The organism is Streptomyces sp. NPDC056128, from assembly GCF_042263835.1.
Lineage (GTDB): Bacteria > Actinomycetota > Actinomycetes > Streptomycetales > Streptomycetaceae > Streptomyces.
The window spans coordinates 50482-73599 of record NZ_JBHJVQ010000027.1; the positions used below are offsets into that span (position 1 = coordinate 50482).

General features: G+C 72.7%; 23 protein-coding genes. 10 read left to right on the plus strand and 13 right to left on the minus strand.

Features of this window, described 5'->3' with window-relative positions:
* Positions 1–67: 67 nt before the first annotated feature.
* The 4 genes from ACFC1X_RS32295 to argH form a co-directional block, all read right to left on the minus strand.
* Complete coding sequence (locus ACFC1X_RS32295; protein ID WP_376360559.1) at positions 68–1600, minus strand: MFS transporter; 1533 nt, start codon at positions 1598–1600, stop codon at positions 68–70.
* Positions 1597–2148, minus strand: a complete 552-nt coding sequence (locus tag ACFC1X_RS32300) for a TetR/AcrR family transcriptional regulator (protein WP_376360562.1) — start codon at positions 2146–2148, stop codon at positions 1597–1599. Before ACFC1X_RS32300 ends, ACFC1X_RS32295 begins: the two co-directional genes overlap by 4 nt.
* Positions 2149–2238: 90 nt before the next feature.
* On the minus strand, positions 2239–3210 hold the full coding sequence (locus ACFC1X_RS32305; protein WP_376360565.1) for an aldo/keto reductase: 972 nt from the start codon (positions 3208–3210) through the stop codon (positions 2239–2241).
* 110 nt (positions 3211–3320) lie between these two features.
* Positions 3321–4748 (minus strand): argininosuccinate lyase, encoded by a 1428-nt coding sequence (argH, locus tag ACFC1X_RS32310; RefSeq protein WP_376360568.1) that lies wholly within the window; start codon positions 4746–4748, stop codon positions 3321–3323.
* Positions 4749–4866: 118 nt separating this feature from the next.
* Between argH and ACFC1X_RS32315 the strand changes: the two genes are divergently transcribed.
* The 6 genes from ACFC1X_RS32315 (at position 4867) to ACFC1X_RS32340 (ending at position 10073) form a co-directional block, all read left to right on the plus strand.
* Positions 4867–5454, plus strand: a complete 588-nt coding sequence (locus ACFC1X_RS32315) for a pyridoxamine 5'-phosphate oxidase family protein (RefSeq protein WP_376360571.1) — start codon at positions 4867–4869, stop codon at positions 5452–5454.
* 3 nt (positions 5455–5457) lie between these two features.
* Positions 5458–6174, plus strand: a complete 717-nt coding sequence (locus ACFC1X_RS32320) for a L,D-transpeptidase family protein (protein ID WP_376360574.1) — start codon at positions 5458–5460, stop codon at positions 6172–6174.
* Positions 6175–6262: 88 nt separating this feature from the next.
* Entirely contained in the window at positions 6263–7645 is a 1383-nt protein-coding gene (locus ACFC1X_RS32325; RefSeq protein WP_376360576.1) for a ferric reductase-like transmembrane domain-containing protein, read from the plus strand.
* Positions 7646–7672: 27 nt separating this feature from the next.
* A complete protein-coding gene (locus tag ACFC1X_RS32330) occupies positions 7673–8524 on the plus strand; it encodes an FMN-binding protein (protein ID WP_376360578.1) in 852 nt (283 codons plus the stop codon).
* A gap of 55 nt (positions 8525–8579) precedes the next feature.
* Positions 8580–9317, plus strand: a complete 738-nt coding sequence (locus ACFC1X_RS32335; RefSeq protein WP_376360685.1) for an FAD:protein FMN transferase — start codon at positions 8580–8582, stop codon at positions 9315–9317.
* 63 nt (positions 9318–9380) lie between these two features.
* Positions 9381–10073 (plus strand): haloacid dehalogenase type II, encoded by a 693-nt coding sequence (locus ACFC1X_RS32340; protein WP_376360581.1) that lies wholly within the window; start codon positions 9381–9383, stop codon positions 10071–10073.
* Positions 10074–10098: 25 nt separating this feature from the next.
* Here ACFC1X_RS32340 and ACFC1X_RS32345 read toward each other — a convergent pair whose 3' ends face one another.
* Genes ACFC1X_RS32345 through argC form a run of 5 tightly spaced genes read right to left on the minus strand, consistent with a single transcriptional unit; the run spans position 10099 to position 14944 of the window.
* A complete protein-coding gene (locus ACFC1X_RS32345; protein ID WP_064726981.1) occupies positions 10099–10638 on the minus strand; it encodes an arginine repressor in 540 nt (179 codons plus the stop codon).
* 7 nt (positions 10639–10645) lie between these two features.
* A complete protein-coding gene (locus ACFC1X_RS32350; protein ID WP_376360584.1) occupies positions 10646–11875 on the minus strand; it encodes an acetylornithine transaminase in 1230 nt (409 codons plus the stop codon).
* Complete coding sequence (gene argB, locus ACFC1X_RS32355) at positions 11872–12771, minus strand: acetylglutamate kinase (RefSeq protein ID WP_376360587.1); 900 nt, start codon at positions 12769–12771, stop codon at positions 11872–11874. Before argB ends, ACFC1X_RS32350 begins: the two co-directional genes overlap by 4 nt.
* Entirely contained in the window at positions 12768–13919 is a 1152-nt protein-coding gene (gene argJ / locus ACFC1X_RS32360; protein WP_376360590.1) for a bifunctional glutamate N-acetyltransferase/amino-acid acetyltransferase ArgJ, read from the minus strand. Before argJ ends, argB begins: the two co-directional genes overlap by 4 nt.
* Positions 13916–14944: an N-acetyl-gamma-glutamyl-phosphate reductase gene (gene argC / locus ACFC1X_RS32365; RefSeq protein ID WP_376360593.1), complete on the minus strand. Its 1029-nt coding sequence runs from the start codon at positions 14942–14944 to the stop codon at positions 13916–13918. Before argC ends, argJ begins: the two co-directional genes overlap by 4 nt.
* Positions 14945–15079: 135 nt before the next feature.
* Here argC and ACFC1X_RS32370 point away from each other — a divergent pair, with 135 nt between their 5' ends.
* On the plus strand, positions 15080–16279 hold the full coding sequence (locus tag ACFC1X_RS32370) for an SMI1/KNR4 family protein (protein WP_376360596.1): 1200 nt from the start codon (positions 15080–15082) through the stop codon (positions 16277–16279).
* 24 nt (positions 16280–16303) lie between these two features.
* On the opposite strand, the gene ACFC1X_RS32375 is transcribed toward ACFC1X_RS32370, so the two are convergent.
* On the minus strand, positions 16304–18778 hold the full coding sequence (locus tag ACFC1X_RS32375; RefSeq protein ID WP_376360599.1) for an alpha-L-arabinofuranosidase C-terminal domain-containing protein: 2475 nt from the start codon (positions 18776–18778) through the stop codon (positions 16304–16306).
* A 139-nt stretch (positions 18779–18917) separates the two neighbouring features.
* Between ACFC1X_RS32375 and ACFC1X_RS32380 the strand changes: the two genes are divergently transcribed.
* Positions 18918–19427, plus strand: a complete 510-nt coding sequence (locus tag ACFC1X_RS32380) for a DUF6314 family protein (protein ID WP_376360601.1) — start codon at positions 18918–18920, stop codon at positions 19425–19427.
* Here ACFC1X_RS32380 and ACFC1X_RS32385 read toward each other — a convergent pair.
* The 3 genes from ACFC1X_RS32385 to ACFC1X_RS32395 all read right to left on the minus strand — a co-directional run bounded on the left by ACFC1X_RS32385 (position 19333) and on the right by ACFC1X_RS32395 (position 21959).
* Complete coding sequence (locus tag ACFC1X_RS32385) at positions 19333–19953, minus strand: histidine phosphatase family protein (protein WP_376360604.1); 621 nt, start codon at positions 19951–19953, stop codon at positions 19333–19335. The two genes, ACFC1X_RS32380 and ACFC1X_RS32385, sit on opposite strands and share 95 nt — an antisense overlap.
* A 71-nt stretch (positions 19954–20024) precedes the next feature.
* Positions 20025–20465, minus strand: a complete 441-nt coding sequence (locus tag ACFC1X_RS32390) for a GNAT family N-acetyltransferase (protein WP_376360607.1) — start codon at positions 20463–20465, stop codon at positions 20025–20027.
* A gap of 54 nt (positions 20466–20519) precedes the next feature.
* Complete coding sequence (locus ACFC1X_RS32395; RefSeq protein ID WP_376360610.1) at positions 20520–21959, minus strand: PLP-dependent aminotransferase family protein; 1440 nt, start codon at positions 21957–21959, stop codon at positions 20520–20522.
* Between ACFC1X_RS32395 and ACFC1X_RS32400 the strand changes: the two genes are divergently transcribed.
* Both ACFC1X_RS32400 and ACFC1X_RS32405 read left to right on the plus strand, forming a co-directional pair.
* Entirely contained in the window at positions 21958–22884 is a 927-nt protein-coding gene (locus ACFC1X_RS32400; RefSeq protein ID WP_122617270.1) for a DMT family transporter, read from the plus strand. The two genes, ACFC1X_RS32395 and ACFC1X_RS32400, sit on opposite strands and share 2 nt — an antisense overlap.
* Positions 22885–22914: 30 nt before the next feature.
* Positions 22915–23109 (plus strand): DUF1918 domain-containing protein, encoded by a 195-nt coding sequence (locus ACFC1X_RS32405; protein ID WP_376360614.1) that lies wholly within the window; start codon positions 22915–22917, stop codon positions 23107–23109.
* Positions 23110–23118 lie beyond the last annotated feature (9 nt).

The window sequence follows — 23118 nt, forward strand, 5'->3', positions numbered from 1 at the left end:
ACGAACGGCGAGCCGCACCCCAGGGTGTGGCTCGCCGTTCGTGCGTCCGTGCGTCCGTGCCAGGCAGCTACGGGTGTTCCGCCCCGTCCTCCAGGCGCTGGCCCCGTAGCAGGAACCAGGAGGCCGCCGCGGCGGCCAGGAGGACCGCGGCGCCTACGCCGGCCGCGAGGGTCAGGCCGTCGACGAAGGCCTGGCGGGCGGAGTCCAGGAGCGCCCCGGCCGTGTCGGCGGGGAGACCCGCGGCGGCCTCCACCGCGCCGCCCAGTGACTCGTGTGCCGCCGCCGGAGTGCCCGCCGGACCGGTGAAGTCGCGGTAGACGCCGGTCACGATCGAGCCGAGCACCGCGATGCCGAGCGCGGCGCCGAGTTCGTACGCCGTCTCGGAGACCGCGGAGGCGGCGCCCGCCTGTTCCTTGGGCACGCTGGAGAGGATCACGTCGGCGGTGACGGTGAAGGAGAACCCGGCGCCGATGCCGACGACCAGCAGGGCCGCGCCGAGCAGCGGGTAGCCGGTGTTCTGCCCGATGACGGTCAGCGCGGCGAGTGCGAGGCCGACGGCGGCGAGCCCGCCGGCGACCACGGCACGGACCGAGAAGCGCCGGGCCGCGCGGCCCGCGATCAGACCGGCCACCACCGCGCCGATGGCGGCCGGCAGCTCGGCCAGTCCCGCCTCGAAGGGGCGCCTGCCCTGGACGAGTTGCAGGTACTGGGAGAGGAAGAAGACCAGCCCCGACAGGCCCAGGATGGTCAGCAGGTCGGCCAGGACCGCCCCGCTGAAGCCCCGGCTGCGGAACAGCCGCATGTCGAGCAGCGGCTTGGGCATCGTCAGCTGACGGCGCACGAACCCGTAGAGCGCGGCGGCGCCCAGCAGGCCAGCGGCGAGCGTGACCCACGCGAACCCGTGCGCGGCGGCCTCCTTGACGGCGTACACGACACCGACCATGCCGACCAGGGAGAGGGTGACGCTGGACAGGTCCCAGGGGCCCGGGTTCGGGTTGCGGGACTCGGGCAGCAGCTTGGCGCCGACGACGACCAGGACGGCCATCACGGGCAGGTTGATCAGGAAGACCGAGCCCCACCAGAAGTGCTCCAGCAGGAACCCGCCGACGATCGGGCCGACCGCCGTACCGGCGGAGGCGGTGGCGCCCCAGATGCCGACGGCGAGGCTGCGTTCGCGCGGGTCGTGGAAGAGGTTCCGGATCAGGGCGAGGGTGGCCGGCATCAGGGTGGCGCCCGCGACGCCGAGCAGCGCCCGGGCGAAGATCATCAGCTCGGGCGTGTGCGCGTAGGCGTTGAGCACGGATATCGCGCCGAACGCCGTGGCGCCCACGAGCAGGATCCGCTTGCGGCCGATGCGGTCGCCGAGGCTGCCCATGGAGACGAGCAGACCGGCGATGACGAAGGAGTAGACGTCGCCGATCCAGAGCAGCTGGGTGCCGGACGGGGCGAGGTCCTCACTGATGTAGGGGGTCGCGAGACCGAGCACGGTCGCGTCGACGGCCACCAGCAGCACGGCCAGCACGAGGACGGACAGCGCCAGCCAGCGACCGGGGCGTTTCACCGCCTCGGTCGTGTGTGCCGACTGCAGGGTGCGGGTCATGGTCCCTCTCTCCGGAGTGCGCCGCCGAGCAGCAGCTCGACGATCATGTGGGTGAAGTCGTTGCGGGCCACGCGGCCCTCGGTCACGGCCCAGGCGCCGGCGCCGATCAGGCCGTAGAGCGCCTCGGTGAGCCAGGCCGGGGTGAGGTCGATGCGGAACTCGCCGCTCTCCTGACCCCGGCGGAACAGCGCGGCCAGTCGGGCGTCGATGCGGGCCCAGCCCTCGTTCTGCTCCTCGCCCTCGAACAGCTGGTTCTCGGTGTAGAGGAAGGCGATCAGACCGGCGGCCGGCTCGATCTCGCGGACGAGCCGCCGGACCGCGTCGGCCGCCGCTCCGTCGTCGAGGCGGGCCGCCGCCAGGGCGGCCTCGCACTCGTCGATGCCGAGCGCTTCCAGCGCCCGGACCAGCGCGTCGCGCCCGGCGAACTGCCGGTGCAGCGTGGCCCGGCTGATCCCGGCCGCCCGCGCGACCTCGTCCATGGTCGCGGTGGCTTTGCGGGTCAGCAGGGACGCGGCGTCGCGCAGTACCTGGTCTCGATCAACGGCCATGAGACAACGATAACCCACATGAGACAAGTTTGTCTCACACTGGGCATGCGTGACTCACCTCTCAGAGGTGGGTCACGGTTTCCGGAGGGCTCAGTGCCAGGGCAGCTGCCCGCGCCGCTCCCAGTAGGCGCCCGGTTCCTCGACGAGCGCGCCGAGGCGTGCCACCTGGTCCTCGTCGAAGTCGACGACGGCGGCATGCAGGTTCGAACCGAGCTGGTTCACGGTGGCGGCCCCGGAGAGGACCACGCCCGCCCACGGCTGACGCAGGATCAGCGCGAGGGCGACCGCGTCGCAGCCCAGGGCCGTCTCCTCCGCGACGGCCTTCAGGGCGCCGGGCGCTTGGGGCTCGGCGAGGCGGCCGTTGGCCATGCCCTCCTTGACGATCACGGTGAGCCCGGCCTCGTGCGCCTCGGCCAGCGCGGGCCCGGCGGAGGTCTCCAGCGCGTTGTACGTCGACTGGACGGTGCGGAAGAGGGGGTCGCCGTCCACGGTCACCGCGAGCGCGGCGCGGATCGCCTCGGCCTGGGCGGGGCCGCTGGTGGAGAAGCCGACGGTGACCCCGCGCGCGGCGGCCTCGGCCAGCTTCGCGTGCAGTTCCTTGTCCGTGAGGGCCGGACTGTCGGGGGTCAGCGAGTGGATCTGGTAGAGGTCGAGCCGGTCGCCGAGCAGGGCGTCGGTCTCGGCGCGCTGGCGTTCGTAGGTCGCCGCGCCGTGGTCCTTGACCTCGTGCCGCTCGGCCTCGGTGGACCAGTCGGCGGTGTAGGTGTAGCCCCACTTGCTGCCGACGATCACGTCGTCGGCCTCCGGGCGCTGCCGGAGCCAGTCGGCCAGGAACTCCTCCGAGCGCCCGTAGGAGCGGGCCGCGTCGAAGTAGCGCACGCCCTGGGCGTAGGCGGCGTCGAGGAGGTCGTGGGTCCGCTCGCGCATCGCCTCGACCGTGCGGTCGGCCGGCAGGTCGTGGTCGCGGCCGAGGTTGATGTAGCCGGGGCGCCCGACGGCGGCGAGACCGAGGCCGATGTGGGAGGTCGGGGTCGTTGCTGTGGCCAGGCGGGCGAAGGGCATCGCGGGCTCCGTTCGGTCGGCTGCTGAAGCTGCTGAGCTTGCTGACGCTGCTGTAGCTGCTGAAGCTTGCTGACCAACGTAACCGCGATGCCCCTCGGGTACACCGGGTGCTACTTCTTGGCGTTCGCCCACGCGTGCTGGCCGGCCACGTCCGCCTTCACCTCGGCGAGCTGGACGGCGACCGCGCTGGGCGCCGTGCCGCCGCGGCCGTTGCGGGAGGCGAGGGCGCCGGGGACGTCGAGCACGGAGCGGACCTCGGGGGTGAGGTGGGCGGAGATCTTCGCGAACTGCTCGTCGGTCAGCTCGTCCAGTTCCTTGCCCTCGGCCTCGGCGGCCTTCACGCACTCGCCGGCCACCTCGTGCGCCACGCGGAACGGGACGCCCTGCCGGACCAGCCACTCGGCGATGTCGGTGGCCAGCGAGAAGCCGGCCGGGGCCAGCTCCTCCATGCGCTCGCGGTGCACGGTGAGGGTGGCCATCATGCCGGTGAAGGCGGGGAGCAGGATCTCCAGCTGGTCGATGGAGTCGAAGACCGGCTCCTTGTCCTCCTGGAGGTCGCGGTTGTACGCGAGCGGGAGGGCCTTGAGGGTGGCCATCAGGCCGGTGAGGTTGCCGATGAGGCGGCCGGACTTGCCGCGGGCCAGCTCGGCGATGTCCGGGTTCTTCTTCTGCGGCATGATCGAGGAGCCGGTGGAGAAGGCGTCGTGCAGGGTCACGAAGGAGAACTCCTTCGTGTTCCAGATGATGATCTCCTCGGCGATCCGGGAGACGTTCACGCCGATCATCGCGGTGACGAAGGCGAACTCGGCGACGAAGTCGCGGGAGGCGGTGCCGTCGATGGAGTTGCCGGCGCTGCCGTGCTCGAAGCCGAGGTCCCGGGCTACCGCCTCCGGGTCCAGGCCGAGGGAGGAACCGGCCAGGGCGCCCGAACCGTACGGCGACACGGCGGTGCGCTCGTCCCATTGCCGCAGCCGCTCCGCGTCCCGGCCGAGCGCCTGGACGTGGGCGAGGACGTGGTGTGCGAAGAGCACCGGCTGGGCGTGCTGGAGGTGGGTCCGGCCGGGCATCGCCACGTCCGGGTGCGCCTCGGCGAGGCCGATCAGCGCGTCCTGGAGGTCGGCGATCAGGCCGCCGACGGTCCGGGCGTGGTCGCGCAGGTACATCCGGAAGAGGGTGGCCACCTGGTCGTTGCGGGACCGGCCGGCGCGCAGCTTGCCGCCGAGGTCGGCGCCGAGCCGCTCCAGCAGGCCGCGCTCCAGGGCGGTGTGCACGTCCTCGTCGGCGATGGTGCCGGTGAACGAGCCGTCGGCGACATCGGCCTCGAGCCGGTCGAGCCCGGCGATCATCCGGGTCAGCTCGTCCTCGGTGAGCAGGCCGGCCTTGTGCAGCACGCGCGCGTGGGCACGCGAACCGGCGATGTCGTAGGGCGCGAGCCGCCAGTCGAAGTGCACGGACGCGGACAGCTTCGCCAGGGCCTCGGCGGGACCGTCGGCGAAACGGCCGCCCCAGAGCCGGACGTCACCGCTGTTGCTGCTCACTTGGGTCGCTCCTCACCGTACGATCACTGTCATGCATGAGTATGCAGAACTCCGCATGATTCGTCAATCTCGCAGGCAGACGGGACGTGCCGCGTCCACTCCCGCATAATCGTTAGACATGGGAAAGACTTATGAGCGCATAGACGGCAGACTCCGCGCCTTCATCGAGGCACAGCCCCTCTTCTTCACGGCCACCGCTCCCCTGGCCGGCGACGGCACGGTGAACCTGTCCCCCAAGGGCCTCACGGGCAGCTTCGCGGTGCTGGACGAACTCACCGTCGCCTATCTCGACTTCGCCGGTTCCACCGCCGAGACCATCGCCCACCTGCGGGAGAACGGGCGCATCACGCTGATGTGGTGCGCGTTCCAGGGCCCGCCGAACATCGTCCGGGTGCACGGTCGCGGCGAGCCCGTCTTCCGCGACGACCCGCGTTTCCCCGGCCTCCTCGGCCACTTTCCCGACATCGACAGCACCGCGCACGGACTGCGCTCGATCATCGTCGTGACCGCCGAACTCGTCCGCGACTCCTGCGGCTACGCCGTCCCCTTCATGGCGTACGAGGAGGACCGGGACCTGCACGGCAAGCGGTTCGCCCGGGAGGACGACGCCTCGCTCAGCGCCTATTTCGCCAAGAAGGACCACGTGGCGACGAGCCTGGACGGCCTTCCCGGGCTGCCGTTGCCGCTGCCTCCCTCTACCGTCTGACCCATGCGCCCCGGTGTCGTAGCCGTCCTCGTCTCCGCGTCCCTCCTCACGCTCGGTGCCGCGCCGCCCGGCGGGTCTGCTTCCCGGCCGCTGCCGGCCCGGATGGCGGACACCGGCGGCGGCACCCAGCTGATCACCGCGGTCGCTCCGGGCACCGGCTCGACGACGGGCACGGTCACCTGGTGGGACCGCAGGGGCGCGGGGGACGGCCGGTGGGTGCGGGCCGGTTCCGCGCCCGCCCGTTTCGGGGCCGGGGGGCTGACCGACGGGGCGACGCGCGTACAGGGCACGAACACCACCCCGACCGGGCTGTACGACCTGCCGTACGCCTTCGGCATCCGGGCGGCGCCGCGCGGCACGGCGTACCGGTACCGCCCGGTGCGCCAGGACTCCTGGTGGTGCCAGGACAACGCCTCGCGCGCCTACAACCGCTGGACCGAGCCGCGCCCCGCCGACTGCCGCGCCGCCGAGGCCGAGCACCTGGTCACCTACACGGCGCAGTACGCCCACGCCCTGGTCGTGGGCTTCAACTACCACCGCCCGGTGCGCGGCCGCGGCGCGGGCATCTTCCTGCACGTCAACGGGCGCGGGGCGACCGCCGGCTGCGTGTCGGTGCCGGCCGAGGCGATGCGGCGCATCCTGCGGTGGGCCGAGCCCGACGAGCGCCCGCACCTCGCGATCGGCACCACCGGCGGCGCGACGGCGATCACGCGCTACTGACCGGCGACAGGAGTGCCGGACCGGGCTGAACGCTCCGGCGGCGCGGCGCGTATCTGTGGGCCAAGGGTCAAGTCCCCACGGAGGAACCGTGACCACCACGCTCGCCGGCGGCCGTGCCGCCCGCCGTCAGACGATGCGGCGCATCCGTCCGCGCCGCTCCCCCGCCGTCCCCCTGCTGCTCGCCGTGTGGGCGGGCGCGGCGGGCGTGTTGTGGCTGTGGTGGCGCAACACGCCCGCCATTTCCGACCAGACCGGCATGATCCTCAACGCGGGCCGGATCACCGGTCTGCTCGCCGGGTACCTGATGGCGCTGGTGGTGCTCCAGATGGCACGGGTGCCGGCGCTGGAGCGGCGGGTGGGCTCCGACCGGGTGGCCCGCTGGCACGCGATGACCGGCCGCTACACGCTCTGCCTGGTCCTCGCCCACGTCTTCCTGATCATGTGGGGCTACGCCGCGCAGGCCGGCAAGGGCCTAGGTGACATCGTCGCCCAGACGGTCGACTCCGTGAACCAGCTGCCCGACATGGGCAAGGCCGCCATCGGCACCGGACTGCTGGTCGTCATCGGGCTGATCTCGATCGGCCCGGTCCGCCGGCGCATCCCGTACGACCTCTGGTACCACGTGCACCTGCTGACCTACGCGGCCGTGTTCCTGACCTTCTGGCACCAGCTGAGCACCGGCAACGACTTCGCGGTCGAGCCGGTCACCAAGACCGTCTGGTACGTCCTGTACGGGTCGGTGACGGCGCTCGTCCTCTGGTACCGCGTGCTGACGCCGCTGCGCCTCAACCTGCGGCACCGGATGCGGGTGGAGGCGGTGATCGAGGAGACGCCCGGCATCGTGTCGGTGCTGATCGGCGGTCGCCGGCTGCACCGGATGGGCGCGGAGGCCGGGCAGTTCTTCCGCTGGCGGTTCCTGGCGCCGGGGATGCGGTTCAGCTCCCACCCGTACTCGCTGTCGGCGGCGCCGCGCCCGGACATGCTGCGGATCACCGTGAAGGCGATCGGCGACCACAGCGCCCGGCTGCGCGAGCTGGAACCCGGCACCCGGGTCTGGGCCGAGGGTCCGTACGGCGCCCTGACCGCCCAGCGCCGCAGCCGCGGCAAGGTGCTGCTGGTGGCCGGCGGGGTCGGGATCACGCCGATGCGGGCGCTGTTCGAGACGCTGCCCGGCGCGTCCGGCGACATCACGCTGCTCTACCGGGCCAACAGCACGCAGGAGCTGGCGCTGTGGGACGAGCTGGCCGGGATCGCCGAGGAGCGCGGCGCCCGGCTGATGTACGCGGTCAACAGCCCGGACGGGGAGCGCCCGGACATCTCCGCGGAGACCCTGAGCCGCAAGATCCCGGACGTCGAACGCCACGACGTCTTCCTGTGCGGGCCGCCCGGCTTCGCCCAGTCGGTGTACGAGGCACTGCGCGGCGCGGGGGTCCCCGCCCGCCGTATCCACCACGAGTCGTTCGAGATGTGAGCGACGGACATCAGGAGTCCAGGACAGATGAGGAAAAGTCACCCCGTTCGGCGTGCCGTGCTCGCCGGCGCCGCGACCGTGTCCGGGATCGTGCTGCTGCTGTCGCTGAAACCGGCCTCGGACCCGGGCTCCGCCTCGGCGGCGGGCGGCGCCGCACCGCCGGCGGCCGCGCAGTCGCCGCAGGGCGGCCGGGGCGCCGGGTCCGGCACGGTCACCGGAGACGCCGCCGACACCCAGTACGGGCCGGTGCAGGTCCGGCTCGCGGTGAGCGGCGGGAAGATCACCGGGGCCGAGGCCGTGCAGGCGCCCAAGGGCGGGCAGAGCGACCAGATCACCGCGAACGCGGTGCCCAAGCTCAACCAGGCCGCCGTCAGCGCGGGCACCGCCGACATCGACGCCGTCTCGGGTGCCACGTACACCAGCGCCGGATACGTGAAGTCCCTCCAGTCGGCGCTGGACAAGGTCGCGGCCGCCTCCGCGGGACAGGACTCGGGCGAGGGCTCGGGACAGGACTCGGGCGAAGGCTCGGGGCAGGGTTCCGGCGACGGGACGGGGCAGGGCTCCGGCGACGGCGCGGGCGAGGAGCAGGGCGGTGCCGGGCAGGGCACGCAGGTGCTCACCGGTGACGTCGCGCAGACCCAGTACGGGCCCGTTCAGGTGCGCGTCACCGTCAGCGGCGGGAAGATCACCGACGCCGAGACCCTCCAGGCGCCCAAGGGCGGACGGAGCGACCAGGTCACCGCCGACGCGGTGCCCAAGCTCGACCAGGCCGCCGTCACCGCCGGCACCGCCGACATCGACGCCGTCTCCGGCGCCACCTACACCAGCGCCGGATACAAGCAGTCCCTGCAATCGGCACTGGACCGGGCCGGTGGCTGACGCCGTGGCCGAGTCCGCACAGGCTCCCGCCGCGGTGCGTCACGTGGAGGAGACGATGGGGACCGTCTTCTCCTTCGACGTCCGCGGCGGGGAACCCACGGCCGTACGGGCGGCGCTGGACGAGGCGGTCGCCGGGCTGCACCGGGCCGACGAGGTGTTCAGCACCTACCGCGACGACAGCCAGGTTTCCCGCCTGGCGCGCGACGAGGTGACCGTCGACGCGTGCGCGCCCGAGGTCGCCGAGGTGCTGGAGCTGGCGGCCGAGGCGGAGCGGGTGAGCGACGGCTGGTTCAGCACGCGGTACCGGGGCCGGCTCGATCCGACCGGGATCGTCAAGGGCTGGGCCGTGGAGCGCGCCGCCCGCCGGATCGCGGCGGCGGGCGCGACGGGGGTCAGCCTCAACGGCGGCGGGGACGTGCAGTTGCTCGGGGCGCCGGGGCCGAGGCGGCCCTGGCGGGTCGGTGTGTCGGACCCGCTGCGGCCCGGCGGGCTCGCGGCCGTGGTCTCCGCGGCGGGGGCGGCCGAACTGGCCGTGGCGACGTCCGGCAGCGCCGAGCGCGGTGCGCATGTCGTCGACCCGCGCACCGGGCGTTCGGCGGTGACCGACCTGTTGTCCGTGACCGTGGTGGCACCCCGGCTGACCTGGGCGGACTGCTGGGCGACGGCGGCGTTCGCGATGGGTTCGCGGGAGGGGCTGCGCTGGCTGGAGTCGCTGCCCGGCGTCGAGGGGCTGCTGATCACGGCCGGGGACGAGGTGCGGTGTACTGGAGGACTGGCGGCCTGGCTGGGCTGAACCCGGCCGACGGGTGACCGGCGCGCCGCCGAGCAGGTGTCCGCACGCGCTGGAGGAGGCCGTATGGCAGAGGCGAGCGAGGTCGAGGCCGTCGTGTTCGATGTGCTCGGCACGATGGTCGACGAACCGGGGGGACTGCGCGCGGCGTTGCGCGAGGCGGTGCCCGAGGCCGACGCGGCGTCGATCGGCCACCTGCTCACGGTGTGGCAGGAGCACGTCGAGCACGAGACAGGGCGCATCGGGGCGAAGGAGCGGCCGTACGCCGACTCCGGGGTCCTGGACCGCGAGGCGGCGGAGCGGGTCGCCGAGCACGCCGGGCTCACCGACGTGGACGCCGTCGCGCGGCTGGCCACCGCGGGGCGGCGCCTGGCGCCGTGGGACGACTCCGTCGCGGGTCTCGCGCGCCTGGCCGAACGTTTCCCGGTCCTGGGGCTCTCCAACGCGAGTCGTGCGTCGCTGCTCCGCCTCAACGCGTACGCGGGGCTGCGCTGGCACCAGGCTCTGTCGGCCGAGGACGCCCAGGCGTACAAACCCGCGCCGGAGGTCTACCGGCTCGCCCTCACCGCGGCCGGCTGTCCGCCGCAGCGGGTGCTGATGGTCGCCGCCCACGCCTGGGACCTGCGTGGCGCCCAGGCCGTGGGCATGCGCACCGCCTATGTCCGGCGCCCGGTGGGTGACCCGCCGCGCGGCTCGGACGCCTTCGACTGGGCGGTGGACGGTCTGGCCGAGCTGGTCGCGGAGCTGACGCGGGGATAGCGGCCCCGGCGCCCCGGCCCCCCGCTCAGTGGCCGTTCTGCGCCAGCCGCAGCAGGTGGTCGGCCAGCGCCTGCCCGCCCGTCGGCTCCCGGCTGATCAGCATCAGCGTGTCGTCGCCCGCGATGGTGCCGAGGATGTCGTGCAGCTCCGCCTGGTCGATGGCCGAGGCGAGGAACTGCGCCGCACCCGGCGGGGTGCGCAGGACCACGAGGTTGGCCGAGGCCTCCGCGGAGATCAGCAGCTCCGCGGAGAGCCGCCGCATCCGCTCCTCCTTCGCCGACTCGCCGAGCGGCGCCCGCGGGGTGCGGAAGCCGCCCTCGCTGGGCACCGCGTAGATGAGGTCGCCGTCGGTGTTGCGGATCTTCACCGCGTTCAGCTCGTCCAGATCGCGGGAGAGCGTCGCCTGGGTGACGGTCAGCCCGTCGTCGGCGAGCAGCTTCGCGAGCTGGCTCTGCGAGCGCACCGCCTGCCGGTTGAGGATGTCCACGATCCGCCGGTGGCGTGCGGTGCGGGTCTGCGGCAGGGCGGGCCCCGCCGTCTGATCGTGCTCCTGCGCCTGGCTCATCGTCGTCTCATTCTCCGGATCGTCCGTCCCCGTGGGCCGCGTCGGCGGCCTGGTCAAGGATGCCGGGCAGGGCCCCGAGGAAGGCGTCCACCACGTCGTCGCCGAGGTTCAGCGCGGGCATCAGCCGTACGACATCGGGGGCGGGCGCGTTCACCAGGATTCCGGCGTCCTGAGCCGCCTGCTGCACCTGGGGCGCGAGCGGCTCGGTGAGCACGATACCCAGGAGCAGTCCGGCGCCCCGGACGTGCCCGACCAACGGGTGGCCGAGAGCCTCGACTCCGCCGCGGATCCTCTCGCCCTGCCGCTTCACGTTGTCCAGCAGGCCCTCGTCCGCGATGGTGTCGAGGACGGCGAGTCCGGCGGCGCAGGCGACCGGGTTGCCGCCGAAGGTCGTGCCGTGCTGGCCGGGCCGGAGGAGTTCGGCGGCGCGTCCGAAGGCGACCGTCGCGCCCAGCGGCAGTCCGCCGCCGAGGCCCTTGGCGAGGGTGACGACGTCCGGCAGGACGCCCTCGTGCGCCTGGTACTCGAACCAGTGGCCGGTGCGGCCGACGCCGGTCTGCACCTCGTCAAGGACCAGCAGCGCCCCGGTGGCGGCGGTGATGGCGCGGGCGGCCTTGAGATAGCCGGGCGGCGGGACGACGACGCCGTTCTCGCCCTGGATCGGCTCGATGACGACCAGGGCCGTCTCCTCGGTGACCGCCGCCGCCAGCGTCTGCGCGTCCCCGTAGGGCACGTGGGTGACGTCGCCGGGCAGCGGCCGGAACGGCTCCTGCTTGCCGGGCTGGCCGGTCAGCGCCAGGGCGCCCATGGTGCGGCCGTGGAAGCCGCCCTCGGTGGCGACCATGTGCGGCCGCCCGGTGAGCCGGCCGATCTTGAAGGCGCCCTCGTTGGCCTCGGCTCCGGAGTTGCAGAAGTAGACCCTGCCGTCCCGGCCGAAGCGCTGGAGCAGCCGTTCGGCGAGCGCGACGGGCGGTTCGGCGATGAACAGGTTGGAGACATGGCCGAGGGAGGCGATCTGCCGGCTCACCGCCTCGACCACCGCCGGGTGGGCGTGGCCGAGCGCGTTGACCGCGATGCCGCCGACGAAGTCCAGGTACTCGGTGCCGTCGGCGTCCCAGAGCCGGACGCCCTCGCCGCGCACCAGGGGCAGGCGGGGCGTGCCGTAGTTGTTCATGAGCGTGCCCTGCCAGCGCTCGGTCAGCTCCGCGTTGCCCGCGGCGTCCCCGGTGTTGCTCACGACTCCCCCTGTTCGTCCGGCACGACCATCGTGCCGATGCCCTCGTCGGTGAAGATCTCCAGCAGGATCGAGTGCTGGACCCGGCCGTCGATGACGCGGGCGGTGGTGACGCCGTTGCGTACGGCGTGCAGGCAGCCCTCCATCTTCGGCACCATGCCGGAGGACAGGTCGGGCAGCAGTTTCTCGAGCTGGGTGGCGGTGAGGCGGCTGATCACCTCGTCGGAGTTCGGCCAGTCCTCGTAGAGGCCCTCGACGTCGGTGAGGACCATGAGAGTCTCGGCGCCGAGCGCCGCAGCGAGTGCCGCAGCCGCCGTATCAGCATTGACGTTGTAGACATGGTGGTCGTCCTGGGAGCGGGCGATCGAGGAGACGACCGGGATGCGGCCGTCGGCGAGCAGCGCCTCGATGGCGCCGGTGTCGATCTCGGTGATCTGTCCGACCCGCCCGATGTCGACGAGTTCGCCCTCGATCCGGGGCTGGTGCTTGGTGGCGGTGATGGTGTGCGCGTCCTCGCCGGTGAGGCCGACGGCGAGCGGTCCGTGCTGGTTGAGCAGCCCGACCAGCTCGCGCTGGACCTGTCCGGCCAGCACCATCCGTACGACGTCCATGGCGTCCTCGGTGGTGACGCGCAGGCCGGCCTTGAACTCGCTGACGATGCCGTGCCGGTCGAGGGCGGCGCTGATCTGCGGGCCGCCGCCGTGCACGACGACGGGCTTGAGGCCGGCGTGGCGCAGGAAGACGACGTCCTGGGCGAAGGCGGCCTTCAGGTCCTCGTCGACCATGGCGTTGCCGCCGAACTTGATGACGACGGTCTTGCCGTGGTGCCGGGTCAGCCAGGGCAGCGCCTCGATGAGGGTCTGGGCCTTGGGCAGCGCGGTGTGCTTGCGGGTGCTCATGAGGAATACGCGCTGTTCTCGTGGACGTAGTCGGCGGTGAGGTCGTTGGTCCAGATCGTGGCCGTGGCGTCGCCGGCGGCGAGGTCGGCGACGACGTGGACCTCGCGGTAGCGCATGTCGACCAGCTCGCGGTCCTCGCCGACGCCGCCGTTCTTGCAGACCCAGACGCCGTTGATGGCGACGTTCAGCCGGTCGGGCTCGAAGACGGCGGAGGTGGTGCCGATGGCGGAGAGGACGCGGCCCCAGTTGGGGTCCTCGCCGTGGATGGCGCACTTGAGGAGGTTGTTTCGGGCGATGGTGCGGCCGACCAGGACGGCGTCGTCCTCGGTCGCGGCGTTCACGACCTCGACCTTGATGTCCTTGCTGGCGCCCTCGGCGTCCCGGATGAGCTGCTGCCCGAGGTCGTCGCAGACGGCCCGTACGGCCTCGGCGAAGTCGTCGTGGGCCGGGGTGACGCCGGAGGCGCCCGAGGCCAGCAGCAGCACGGTGTCGTTGGTGGACATGCAGCCGTCGGAGTCGACCCGGTCGAAGGTGACGCGGGTGGCGGCGCGCAGCGCGGTGTCGAGCGCACCGGCCTCCAGGTCGGCGTCGGTGGTGAGGACGACGAGCATGGTGGCGAGCCCCGGCGCGAGCATCCCGGCGCCCTTGGCCATGCCGCCGACGGTCCAGCCGTCCTTGGTGACTACGGACGTCTTGTGCACGGTGTCGGTGGTCTTGATGGCGATGGCGGCCTTCTCGCCGCCGTGCTCGGAGAGCTGACCGGCGGCCGTCTCCACGCCGGGGAGCAGCTTGTCCATGGGCAGCAGTACGCCGATGAGTCCCGTGGAGCAGACGGCGACCTCGCCCGCGCCCGTCCCGAGCACCTCGGCGACCTTCTCCGCCGTGGCGTGGGTGTCCTGGAAGCCCTTGGGGCCGGTACAGGCGTTGGCGCCGCCGGAGTTGAGGACGACGGCGGAGACCTGCCCGCTCTTCAGCACCTGCTCGGACCACAGGACCGGCGCGGCCTTGACGCGGTTGGAGGTGAAGACGCCCGCGGCGGCGCGGCGGGGACCGGTGTTGACCACGAGGGCCAGGTCGGGATTGCCGCTCTCCTTGATCCCGGCGGTGATTCCGGCCGCCGTGAATCCCTTTGCTGCGGTCACGCTCACGGGGCGACTCCGATCGTCGTCAGTCCGGTGGTCTCGTCGAGACCCAGGGCGATGTTCATGCTCTGGACGGCACCGCCCGCGGTGCCCTTGGCCAGGTTGTCGATGGCGCCGATGGCGATGACGCGGCCCGCGGCGGCGTCGTACGCGACCTGGACCTGAACGGCGTTGGAACCGTAGACGGAAGCGGTGGCGGGCCACTGGCCCTCGGGCAGCAGGTGCACGAAGGGCTCGTCGGCGAAGGCCTTCTCGTAGGCCGCGCGGACGGCTTCGGCGGTGACACCGGGCTTCGCCTTGGCGGTGCAGGTGGCGAGGATGCCGCGGGGCATCGGTGCGAGGGTCGGCGTGAAGGAGACGGAGACCGGCTCACCGGCGACCGCGCCGAGGTTCTGGATCATCTCGGGGGTGTGCCGGTGCAGGCCCCCGACGCCGTACGGCGACATGGACCCCATGACCTCGCTGCCCAGCAGGTGCGGCTTGGCCGCCTTGCCCGCGCCGGAGGTGCCGGAGGCGGCGACGATCACGGCCTCGGGCTCGGCGAGGCCGGCGGCGTAGGCCGGGAAGAGGGCCAGCGAGACGGCGGTCGGGTAGCAACCGGGCACCGCGACACGCTTGGACCCCTCCAGCGCGGCGCGGGCACCCGGCAGTTCGGGGAGGCCGTAGGGCCAGGTGCCGGCGTGCGGGGAGTCGTAGAACCTCTCCCAGTCGCCGGCGTCCTTCAGGCGGAAGTCGGCGCCCATGTCCACGACCAGCACGTCCGGCCCGAGCTGCTCGGCGACGGCGGCGGACTGGCCGTGCGGCAGCGCGAGGAAAACGACATCGTGCCCGGCGAGCACCTCGGGCGTGGTCGCCCCCAGGACCCGGTCGGCCAGCGGCAGCAGATGCGGCTGCAGCGCGCCGAGCCGCTGCCCCGCGTTGGTGTTGCCGGTCAGGGCGCCGATCTCGACCTCGGGGTGCGCGAGCAGCAGACGCAGCAGCTCACCGCCCGCATACCCACTCGCTCCGGCCACCGCCGCACGTACCGCCATGACGTCCTCCATCCTTGATGGCATGACTATACGTATCGCTGCACGTTTATGCAATTTAGCTCTGAGCAGGCGGGCATCCGTCCGGCACCGACGGGTAGGCTGCCCAGCCGATCACCGGAGCGCACGGAGGACCCGTTGAGCGTCGACATCGCCGGTTTCACCACCTCGCACGACGAGCGACCGCCGGCTCCCGTACCGGTGGACTGGGACCTCGTCGAGGAGTGGCTCGGGGTACGGCTGCCACGGGACTACAAGCAGCTCGCGGAGCGGTACGGGCCCGTGGACCTCGGGGAGTACTTCTGGATCCACGTGCCGTGCGTCGAGGGCGGCCGGTTCGACTACGGCGAGTGGCTGCGCGAGACGCACCGGGAGGCCCGGATCGACGCCCGGGACCTGCCGCCCGAGGAGCGGTTCGCAGTGCACCCGGAGCCGGGCGGACTGCTGGCCTGGGGGTGCACCCGGGGCTCCGACACCCTCTTCTGGGACACCTCCGTCTCGGCCGATCCGGACGAGTGGACGGTGGTCGTCCGGCACCAGGGCTCCGTGCCGGGGAGCGGCCTGCTGGACTGGCACGCCTACGACCTCACCCTCACCGAGTACCTGCGCCACGCCGTCCGGGACACCTGGGAGCTGCCCTCTCCGCCCGGCCCGCTGATGGGGCCCGTGACCGGCAGCGTGGGGCGGACCGCCTTCCTGCCGACGGCCGCGCCCTGGACTCCGCCCGAGCCCGTCCCTCCCCGGCTGACCGCCGAGGAGCGACGCGTCGCCCTGGAGACCGGCACCGGAATGGACGCCCTGCGCCTGCTGTCACCGCCGCCCGAGCGGCCCTACCTGGGCGGCGGCACCTGGGAGGGGCTCTTCGCGGAACTGGGCACACGGCTGCCTGGCGAGTACGTGCGGCTGATGGACCTGTACGGCGCCGGGTGCTGGAGCGAGTATCTGCGCTTTCTCACCCCCCTGCGGGCCGGTGAGCGACGTTTCGCCACTCATGTCGAGGCGGTGCTCGGCGCGTACCGCTCGCACCGGTACAGCTTCCCGGAGTCGTACGGGCTCACCGTCTGGCCCGAGCCCGGTGGCTTCCTGCCCTTCGCCAACTCCATCGACGCCGATCACCTCGGCTGGCTCACGGAGGGCGACGACCCCGACGCGTGGCCGCTGGTGGTGTGGCCGCGGCACGCGCCTCAGGGGGCGCCCCTGGAGGACGGTCTGGTCGACACGCTGGTGGCGTGGCAGCGCGGGACGCTCGTCACCCACGGGCTGGCCGGTCTGGACGAGGAGGACGACCCGCTGGAGTTCGCCGGGTTCGAGGCCTGGGACGACCGCGCGTACTGGTGAGGCCGCCCCAGGCCCGCCCGACGGCTACCGCTGCCTGATCCGCAGGAACGTCACCGAGTTCGCCGGGAACGTGTACCCGAACTCGCTCGCCACCCCGGAGAAGGTGGACCGCACCGGGGTGACCGGCGTGGTCGTCTCCGTGTTCACCGCGTCCTGGTCGGCGGCCAGGGTCGTGACGCGGGCCTTGGTGGCGACCTTCGCTCCGCCGAGGTCGACGGCCGTGCGGGCCGCCGTGTCCTGGGCGTTGACGACCTTGACGATCAGGTCGCCGGTGCGCGCGTCCTCCGTGACGACCTGCCGGAACGGCTCGGCCGGCTTGTCGTCGGTGAAGCTGCCCCACTCCTCTCCGTCGAGGTAGAGGGTCACCTGGCGGCCCCGCACCTTGACGTCGATGTCGTAGGCGCGGCCCGTCTCGATCGACCCGGCCCTCGACAGGAGCGTCGACTTGCCGCCGTCCGCGGCCTGCTCGACGGCGGACCGGGTGTTGTTCCAGCCGCCCAGGTTCCACCAGTAGTAGTTGCCGGTGTCCTTGACGCCGAAGGCGACGAGGAAGCCCTCCTTGCCGGCCTTCTTGGTGGCCCTGACGTGCAGGTCGTAGTTCTGCCAGGCGGGGTCACCGGCCGTGACCATGGTGTTCTCGGCCGCGGTGTCTGTCTGGACGTAGGCGCCGTCCTGGACGGCCCAGCTGCCCGCGCCCGAGTGCGTCCACCGCGACGCGTCACCGGAGAAGTCGTCGGACAGGAGGGTCCGACCGTCCGCCGAGGTCACCCGCACGTCGTCGTACGCCGCGCTGGTCGCCCACGTCGACAGGCCGACGGCGCCGGTGATGGGGCCGCTGACGTCCGGTGTGCTCGTCGCCGTGGACGGGACGACGCGATCGCCGGTGTTGTTCATGAAGAGCTTCTGGACCTCGTAGTTCGCCGAGCCCCAGGACGCGTGGTTGTTGAACCAGATCATGTCCGGGCTCCACTGCACGTAGTCCTCGTTGGCGAGCAGCGGGGCGTAGGAGGCGAGCTTGACGACGTCCGCGTTGCGTTCGAGGCCGGTCATGAAGGCGGCCTCGGACAGGGCGTTCTTCCAGGCGTTGCCCTGGGAGGCGTACTCGCCGAGGAAGACCTTCGGGCCCTTGCGGTCGTAGGAGTCGTAGCGGTCGTTGTTCTGGAGGAACCACTGCGGGCTGTTGTAGTAGTGCTCGTCGACCATGTCGACGCCTGCCTCGCGGTTCAGCTGCCACGCCGTGTCGAAGATGGTGCCGGAGTCGTCCGGTCCGGAGTTGGAGATCACGGTGATGTCCGGGTACTTCGCCTCGATGGCCGCGCGGAACTTCTTGAAGCGCTCGAGGAACTCGACCGGGAGGTTCTCCTCGTTGCCGACCCCCAGGTGGGTGAGGCCGAAGGGCTTCGGGTGCCCCATCTCGGCGCGCTTGCGTCCCCACTCACTGGTGCGGGGGCCGTTGGCGAACTCGATGAGGTCCAGGGTGTCCTGGATGTGCCGCTTCAGCAGCGCGTCGTCGTCGACCGCCTGGTTCTGGCCGCAGCCGGTGACCAGGGCGGGGACGACGGGCAGCGGCATGGCGCCGATGTCCTCGGCGAAGCGGAAGTACTCGTAGTAGCCGAGGCCGTAGCTCTGGTTGTAGCCCCAGAAGTTGGCGTTGGTGGCGCGCTCCTCGACCGGGCCGATGGTGTCCTTCCACTGGTAGCTGCGCTCGCGCTGCCAGCCGCTCGCCTCGCTGTAGTCCTCCATGGAGCCGGTGTTGACGAGGCAGCCGCCGGGGAAGCGCAGGAAGCCGGGGTGCAGGGCCTCGATCTTCTCGGCGAGGTCCTCGCGCAGGCCGTTCGGCTGGTGCTTGTAGGTGTCGCGCGGGAACAGCGACACCATGTCGAGGGCGGCCGGGGCGGCGGTGGCCACGGCGAGCCTGCCGCGGTCGCTGGTGCGGGTCGCGGTGAAGGTGGCGGTGTACTTGCGCCACTCGCCCCTCGCGGCCACCTCGCGCACCTTCGCGAGCGTCCCGGCGGCGTCCCGGAGGGTGACGGTGAGGGTGGTGCCGCTCTCGGCGCGGGCCCACACCGAGAAGTCGTACCTCTCGCCCTTCTCGACGTGGATGCCGGTGTTGTAGCCGCCGTTGGTGACCGACGAACCGGCGTCCAGGGAGAGGTAGGTGCGGTTGCGCTCGTTGAGCCGGCCCGCGTCGTCCCGTACCCGGGCCGTGCCGTCGGCCGTCCAGGAGGTGAGCGGCGTGTACGAGGCGTGGTCGGCGGTGGAGTACTCGAAGGACCGGTTCTGCACCAGCTCGGCGTAGAGGCCGCCGTCGGCGGCCCGGTTGATGTCCTCGTAGAAGACGCCGTACATCGTGTCGTCGATCGCGGCGCCCCGGGCGGACGGGTCGACGGTGATCGTGTAGTCGGCGGCGGCCTCCGCGTGTGCCGGGGACGGCAGCAGGGCCGAGGCCGTCAGGAGGGCGGTGACGCTGAGACCGAGTCTCCAGCGGGTGCGTGACATGGATACTCCGCGGCTCTCACTAGGTCGTTCGAGATATCGGACGTTGGTCAGCACTTCGAACGGCAAGATAGGGAGGTGACCGAAGGGCGTCAATGGGTCACGCAGCAACCAGTGGGCCGGGGCCGGAAAGCGAGTGGAAATGGGCGAGTTGTGGCCGGTGCCGGACGTGCTGGCATATCTCGCGGGCCGGTGGCGCACCGAGCGGACGGTGCGGGACCTGGCGAGCGGCGCGGAGGGCCGCTTCGAGGGGACCACCGTGTTCGACGCGCTGGCGGAGGGCGGGCTGCTGAGCCGGGAGTCCGGCGCCTTCACCTGGCAGGGCGTGACCCGGCCGGCGGAGCGGACGCTGCGCTACGCGCCGGGGAGCGCTCCGGGCACCGCCGACGTGCGCTTCGCGGACGGCCGCCCCTTCCACGGCCTGGACCTGGCCTCGGGACGCCATGTGGCCGACCATCCGTGCGCCGCCGACCTCTACCGCGGCGAGTTCACCGTCCAGGGCCGGGATCGCTGGCGGACGGTGTGGCGGGTGGGCGGCCCGGCCAAGGACCTGCTGCTCACAACGGATTATCTTCGTGAAACGCCGGATGCGCGGCCCACTGCGGAGGCGTCCCCTCGAAGCGCAGGCTCCAGCGGCCCGCCCGGCCCGTGACCGTGGTCGCCGAGAGGGGCCGCACGTCCAGGTTCCAGTACGTGGCCGGCGGCGCCCGCAGCGCGTAGACCAGCGCGGCCCGGATCACGGAGGGCTCGGCGACGGCGACGATGCGGTCGCCGTGCTCGCCGGGGCGGGTGTCGAGCCAGCCGCCGACGCGGCTGATGAAGACCAGCAGCGACTCCCCGCCGTGCGGGGCCGACCACGGGTCGGCCAGCCAGGCGTCCACCGCCGCGGGCTCGCGGGCCATGGCCTCGGCGAGCGTCAGTCCGCGCCAGCGGCCCATGTCGCATTCCCGCAGGGCGAGTTGGACCAGCGGCGCGCAGCCGAGGGCGTCCCCGGTGGCGCGGCTGCGGGGCGTGGGCGAGCAGTAGCGCAGCTCGGCGGCGGCCAGCGGCAGCAGACTGCCCGCGGCGCGGAGCACCTCGTCCCATCCGGCCTGGTCCAGCGGTCGGTCGTCGTCGAAGCGCTCGGCGAGCAGCGGTGAGCTGCGTGCGGAGGCGACGAACGTGACCCGATGCGCCATGCCGTGATGGTGGAGGGCAGAGGTGACCAGGTCAAGGGGTGTTACTCGGCGCTACCCAGGATTCACGCCATTCACGGCCCGAAGGTGAGCGCCATCCACTCGTCGGGCCGCTCCAGCGCGGTGAAGCCGAGCTTCTCGTAGACCCCGTGCGCGTCGTGCGTGGCCAGCAGGATCCTGCGCGGCCCGTACCCCCTCAGGTGCTCGCGCACCGCGGCGACCAGCGCCGAGCCGAGGCCCTTGGCGCGCACGGCGGGGTCGACGTACACGTCGCACAGCCAGGCGAAGGTCGCCAGGTCGGTGATCACCCGGGCGTACGCCACCTGCTCCCCGGACAGGGCGTCGTAGACCCCGAAGTTGAGCGAGCCCTCGATGGCCCGGTTCTGCTTCTCGCGGGGCCGCCCGAGGGCCCAGTACGCGTCGGTGGAGAGCCAGTGGTGCACGCGCTCCGCGTCGATGCGCCGCGGGTCGGTGGAGATCTCGTAGCCCTCGGGCAGCCTCGGGGTGTGGGTCATGCCGGGATGCTCGCAGGGCCGGTGAGACCGCGTCGACCGGATATCGCGCCGGGGTCAGCCGCCCCACACCTCCGTGCAGGCGGTGCGCAGCCGTCGTACCCCTTCGGCGATCTCGCCGGCGCCCGCCACCGCCGCGAAGCTCAGCCGGAGGTGAGGGGCGGGCGGTTCGGCGCTGAAGTAGGGGCGGCCCGGGGTGATCGCCACGCCCGCGCGCAGGGCGGCGGCGGTGAGCGCGACCTCGTCGGTGCCGTCGGGCAGCCGGAGCCACAGGTGGTATCCGCCGGACGGGATGTGCGGCAGCGACACCTCGGGCAGGTGCAGCCGCAGCGCGGACGTCATCGCGTCCCGCCGGTCCTTCAACTCGGCGGCGATCGCGCGCAGATGGCGCGGCCAGGCGGGTGACCCCACGAGTTCCAGCGCCGCCTCCTGGAGGGGCCGGGGCACGAAGAAGGTGTCGACGACCTGGATGGCCCGCAGCCGCTCCAGGACCGGCCCGCGCGCGGCCAGCGCGCTGACCCGGAAGCTGGGCGAGGTCGCCTTGGTGAGCGAGCAGACGTGGACCACGACGCCGTCCGGGTCGTCGGCGGCGAGCGGCGCGGGCAGCGGTCCGGCGTCCTCGTGCACCAGCCGCCGTACGAAGTCGTCCTCCACGACGAAGGCCCCGGCCGCCCGCGCGATGCGCAGCACCTCACCGCGCCGCTCCGGGGCGAGCACGGCACCGGTCGGGTTCTGGAACAGGGGCTGGCAGACCAGGACACGGGCGCCGGTGGCCCGGAAGGCGTCGGCGAGCAGGGACGGGCGGACACCGTCGGCGTCCACGGGGACCGGCACCGGGCGCAGTCCTGCCGCCCGCGCGATGGCCAGCATGCCGGGATACGTCGGGGACTCGACCAGCACGGGGGTGCCGGGCGGGGTGAGGGCGCGCAGGGCGGTGGTCAGCGCGGACTGTCCGCCCGCCGTGATCAGCACCTCCGCGGCCGTGATGGCTCCACCGATCCCCCGCGCGAACCACTCCCGCAGCTCCGGCAGCCCCTCCATCGGCGGCCGCCCCCACGCACCGGGCCGCCGCCCGGCCCGGGCCAGGGCCGCGGCCATCGCGCGCTCGGGCTGGAGCGACGGGTGCAGGTAGCCGCCGTTGAACTCCACGACGCCGGGCGGCGGTGCGGCCAGCGAGACCAGCACACCCGAGGCGTCCACCGTGCGCGGTACTAGGTCGGCGGCGCCGTCGGCGCTGAGCGCGACCTCCTGCCAGGAGGTGTCCCCGGCGGGTGCGGCCGTGGGGCGCGGCCGGGCGCGGAAGGCACCGGCGCCGGGCCGGGTGACCACCAGCCCCTCGGCCGCCAGTTGGGCCAGGGCCCGGGAGACGGTCACCGGGCTCACCCGAAATCGGTCGACGAGGGCCCGGCTCGACGGGAGCTTTCCGCCGGGTGAGTAGCGGTCGAGCTCTCCTCGCAACTCACTCACCAGGTCAGCGACACTGCTACGCTCTTGCATGAGAGCACAGAGTAGCGCTACCGCACCGTCCGGGATAGCAGTGGGCGGTCCGACCGCGAGCACCGGCGGCCGGTCCTCCGGCACGCTCCTGGCCGCGCTCGGCGTCGTCGCCTTCTCCCTCACCTTCCCGGCCACCGCCTGGGGCCTGGAGGGGTTCGGCCCCTGGTCCCTGATCGCCGTGCGCAGCATCCTGGCCGCGGTGATCGCCGGGGGCTGCCTGCTCGTCCTGCGGGTGGCGTTCCCCGAGCGGCGGCACTGGGCCGGGCTCGCGGTGGTCGGTGCCGGGGTGGTCCTGGGCTTTCCGCTCCTGACCACGCTCGCCCTCCAGACGTCGACGACCGCGCACGCCGCCGTCGTGGTCGGCCTGCTCCCGCTGACGACCGCGCTGTTCTCCGCCCTGCGCATCGGCACCCGGCCCTCGCGCACCTTCTGGCTCGCCGCCCTGGCGGGCGCGGCGGCCGTGATCGCCTTCACGGTGCAGCAGAGCGGCGGGGCGCTGACCTCGGCCGACGCCTATCTCTTCGCGGCGCTGCTGGTGTGCGCGGCCGGCTACACCGAGGGCGGACGGCTGGCCCGGGTGATGCCGGGCTGGCACGTGATCGGCTGGGCGCTGGTTCTGTGCCTGCCGCTGACGGTGCCGATGGCCGCGGTGGCCCTGTCGTTCGAGCCGGTGCACCTGACGGCGCACAGCGTGACCGGGCTGCTGTGGGTGGCGGCGGGCTCGCAGTTCCTCGGCCTGGTCGTCTGGTACCGGGGCATGGCGGCGATCGGGATCCCGAAGGCCAGCCAGTTGCAGCTGGCCCAGCCGCTGCTCACACTGGTGTGGTCGGTACTTCTCCTGGGCGAGCACCTGACGGTGGCCGCTCCGCTGACGGCCGCGGCGGTACTGGTGTGCATCGCGGTCACCCAGCGGGCCCGGGGCTGAGAGCGGCACACAGGCGAGGAGGCCCCACACATGCACGCAATGAAGGGCGACCAGCTGGTGCAGCACGGCCGGGTGGTCGGTGAACACGACAAGATCGGCGAGATCGTCGAGGTCCTGGGCGAGAAGGGCTCTCCCCCGTACCGGGTCCGGTTCGAGGACGGGCACGAGGGCGTCTGCTCGCCCGGCCCCGACACCGAGATCCGGCACCGGGAGATCCAGCTCTAGGGCACCAGA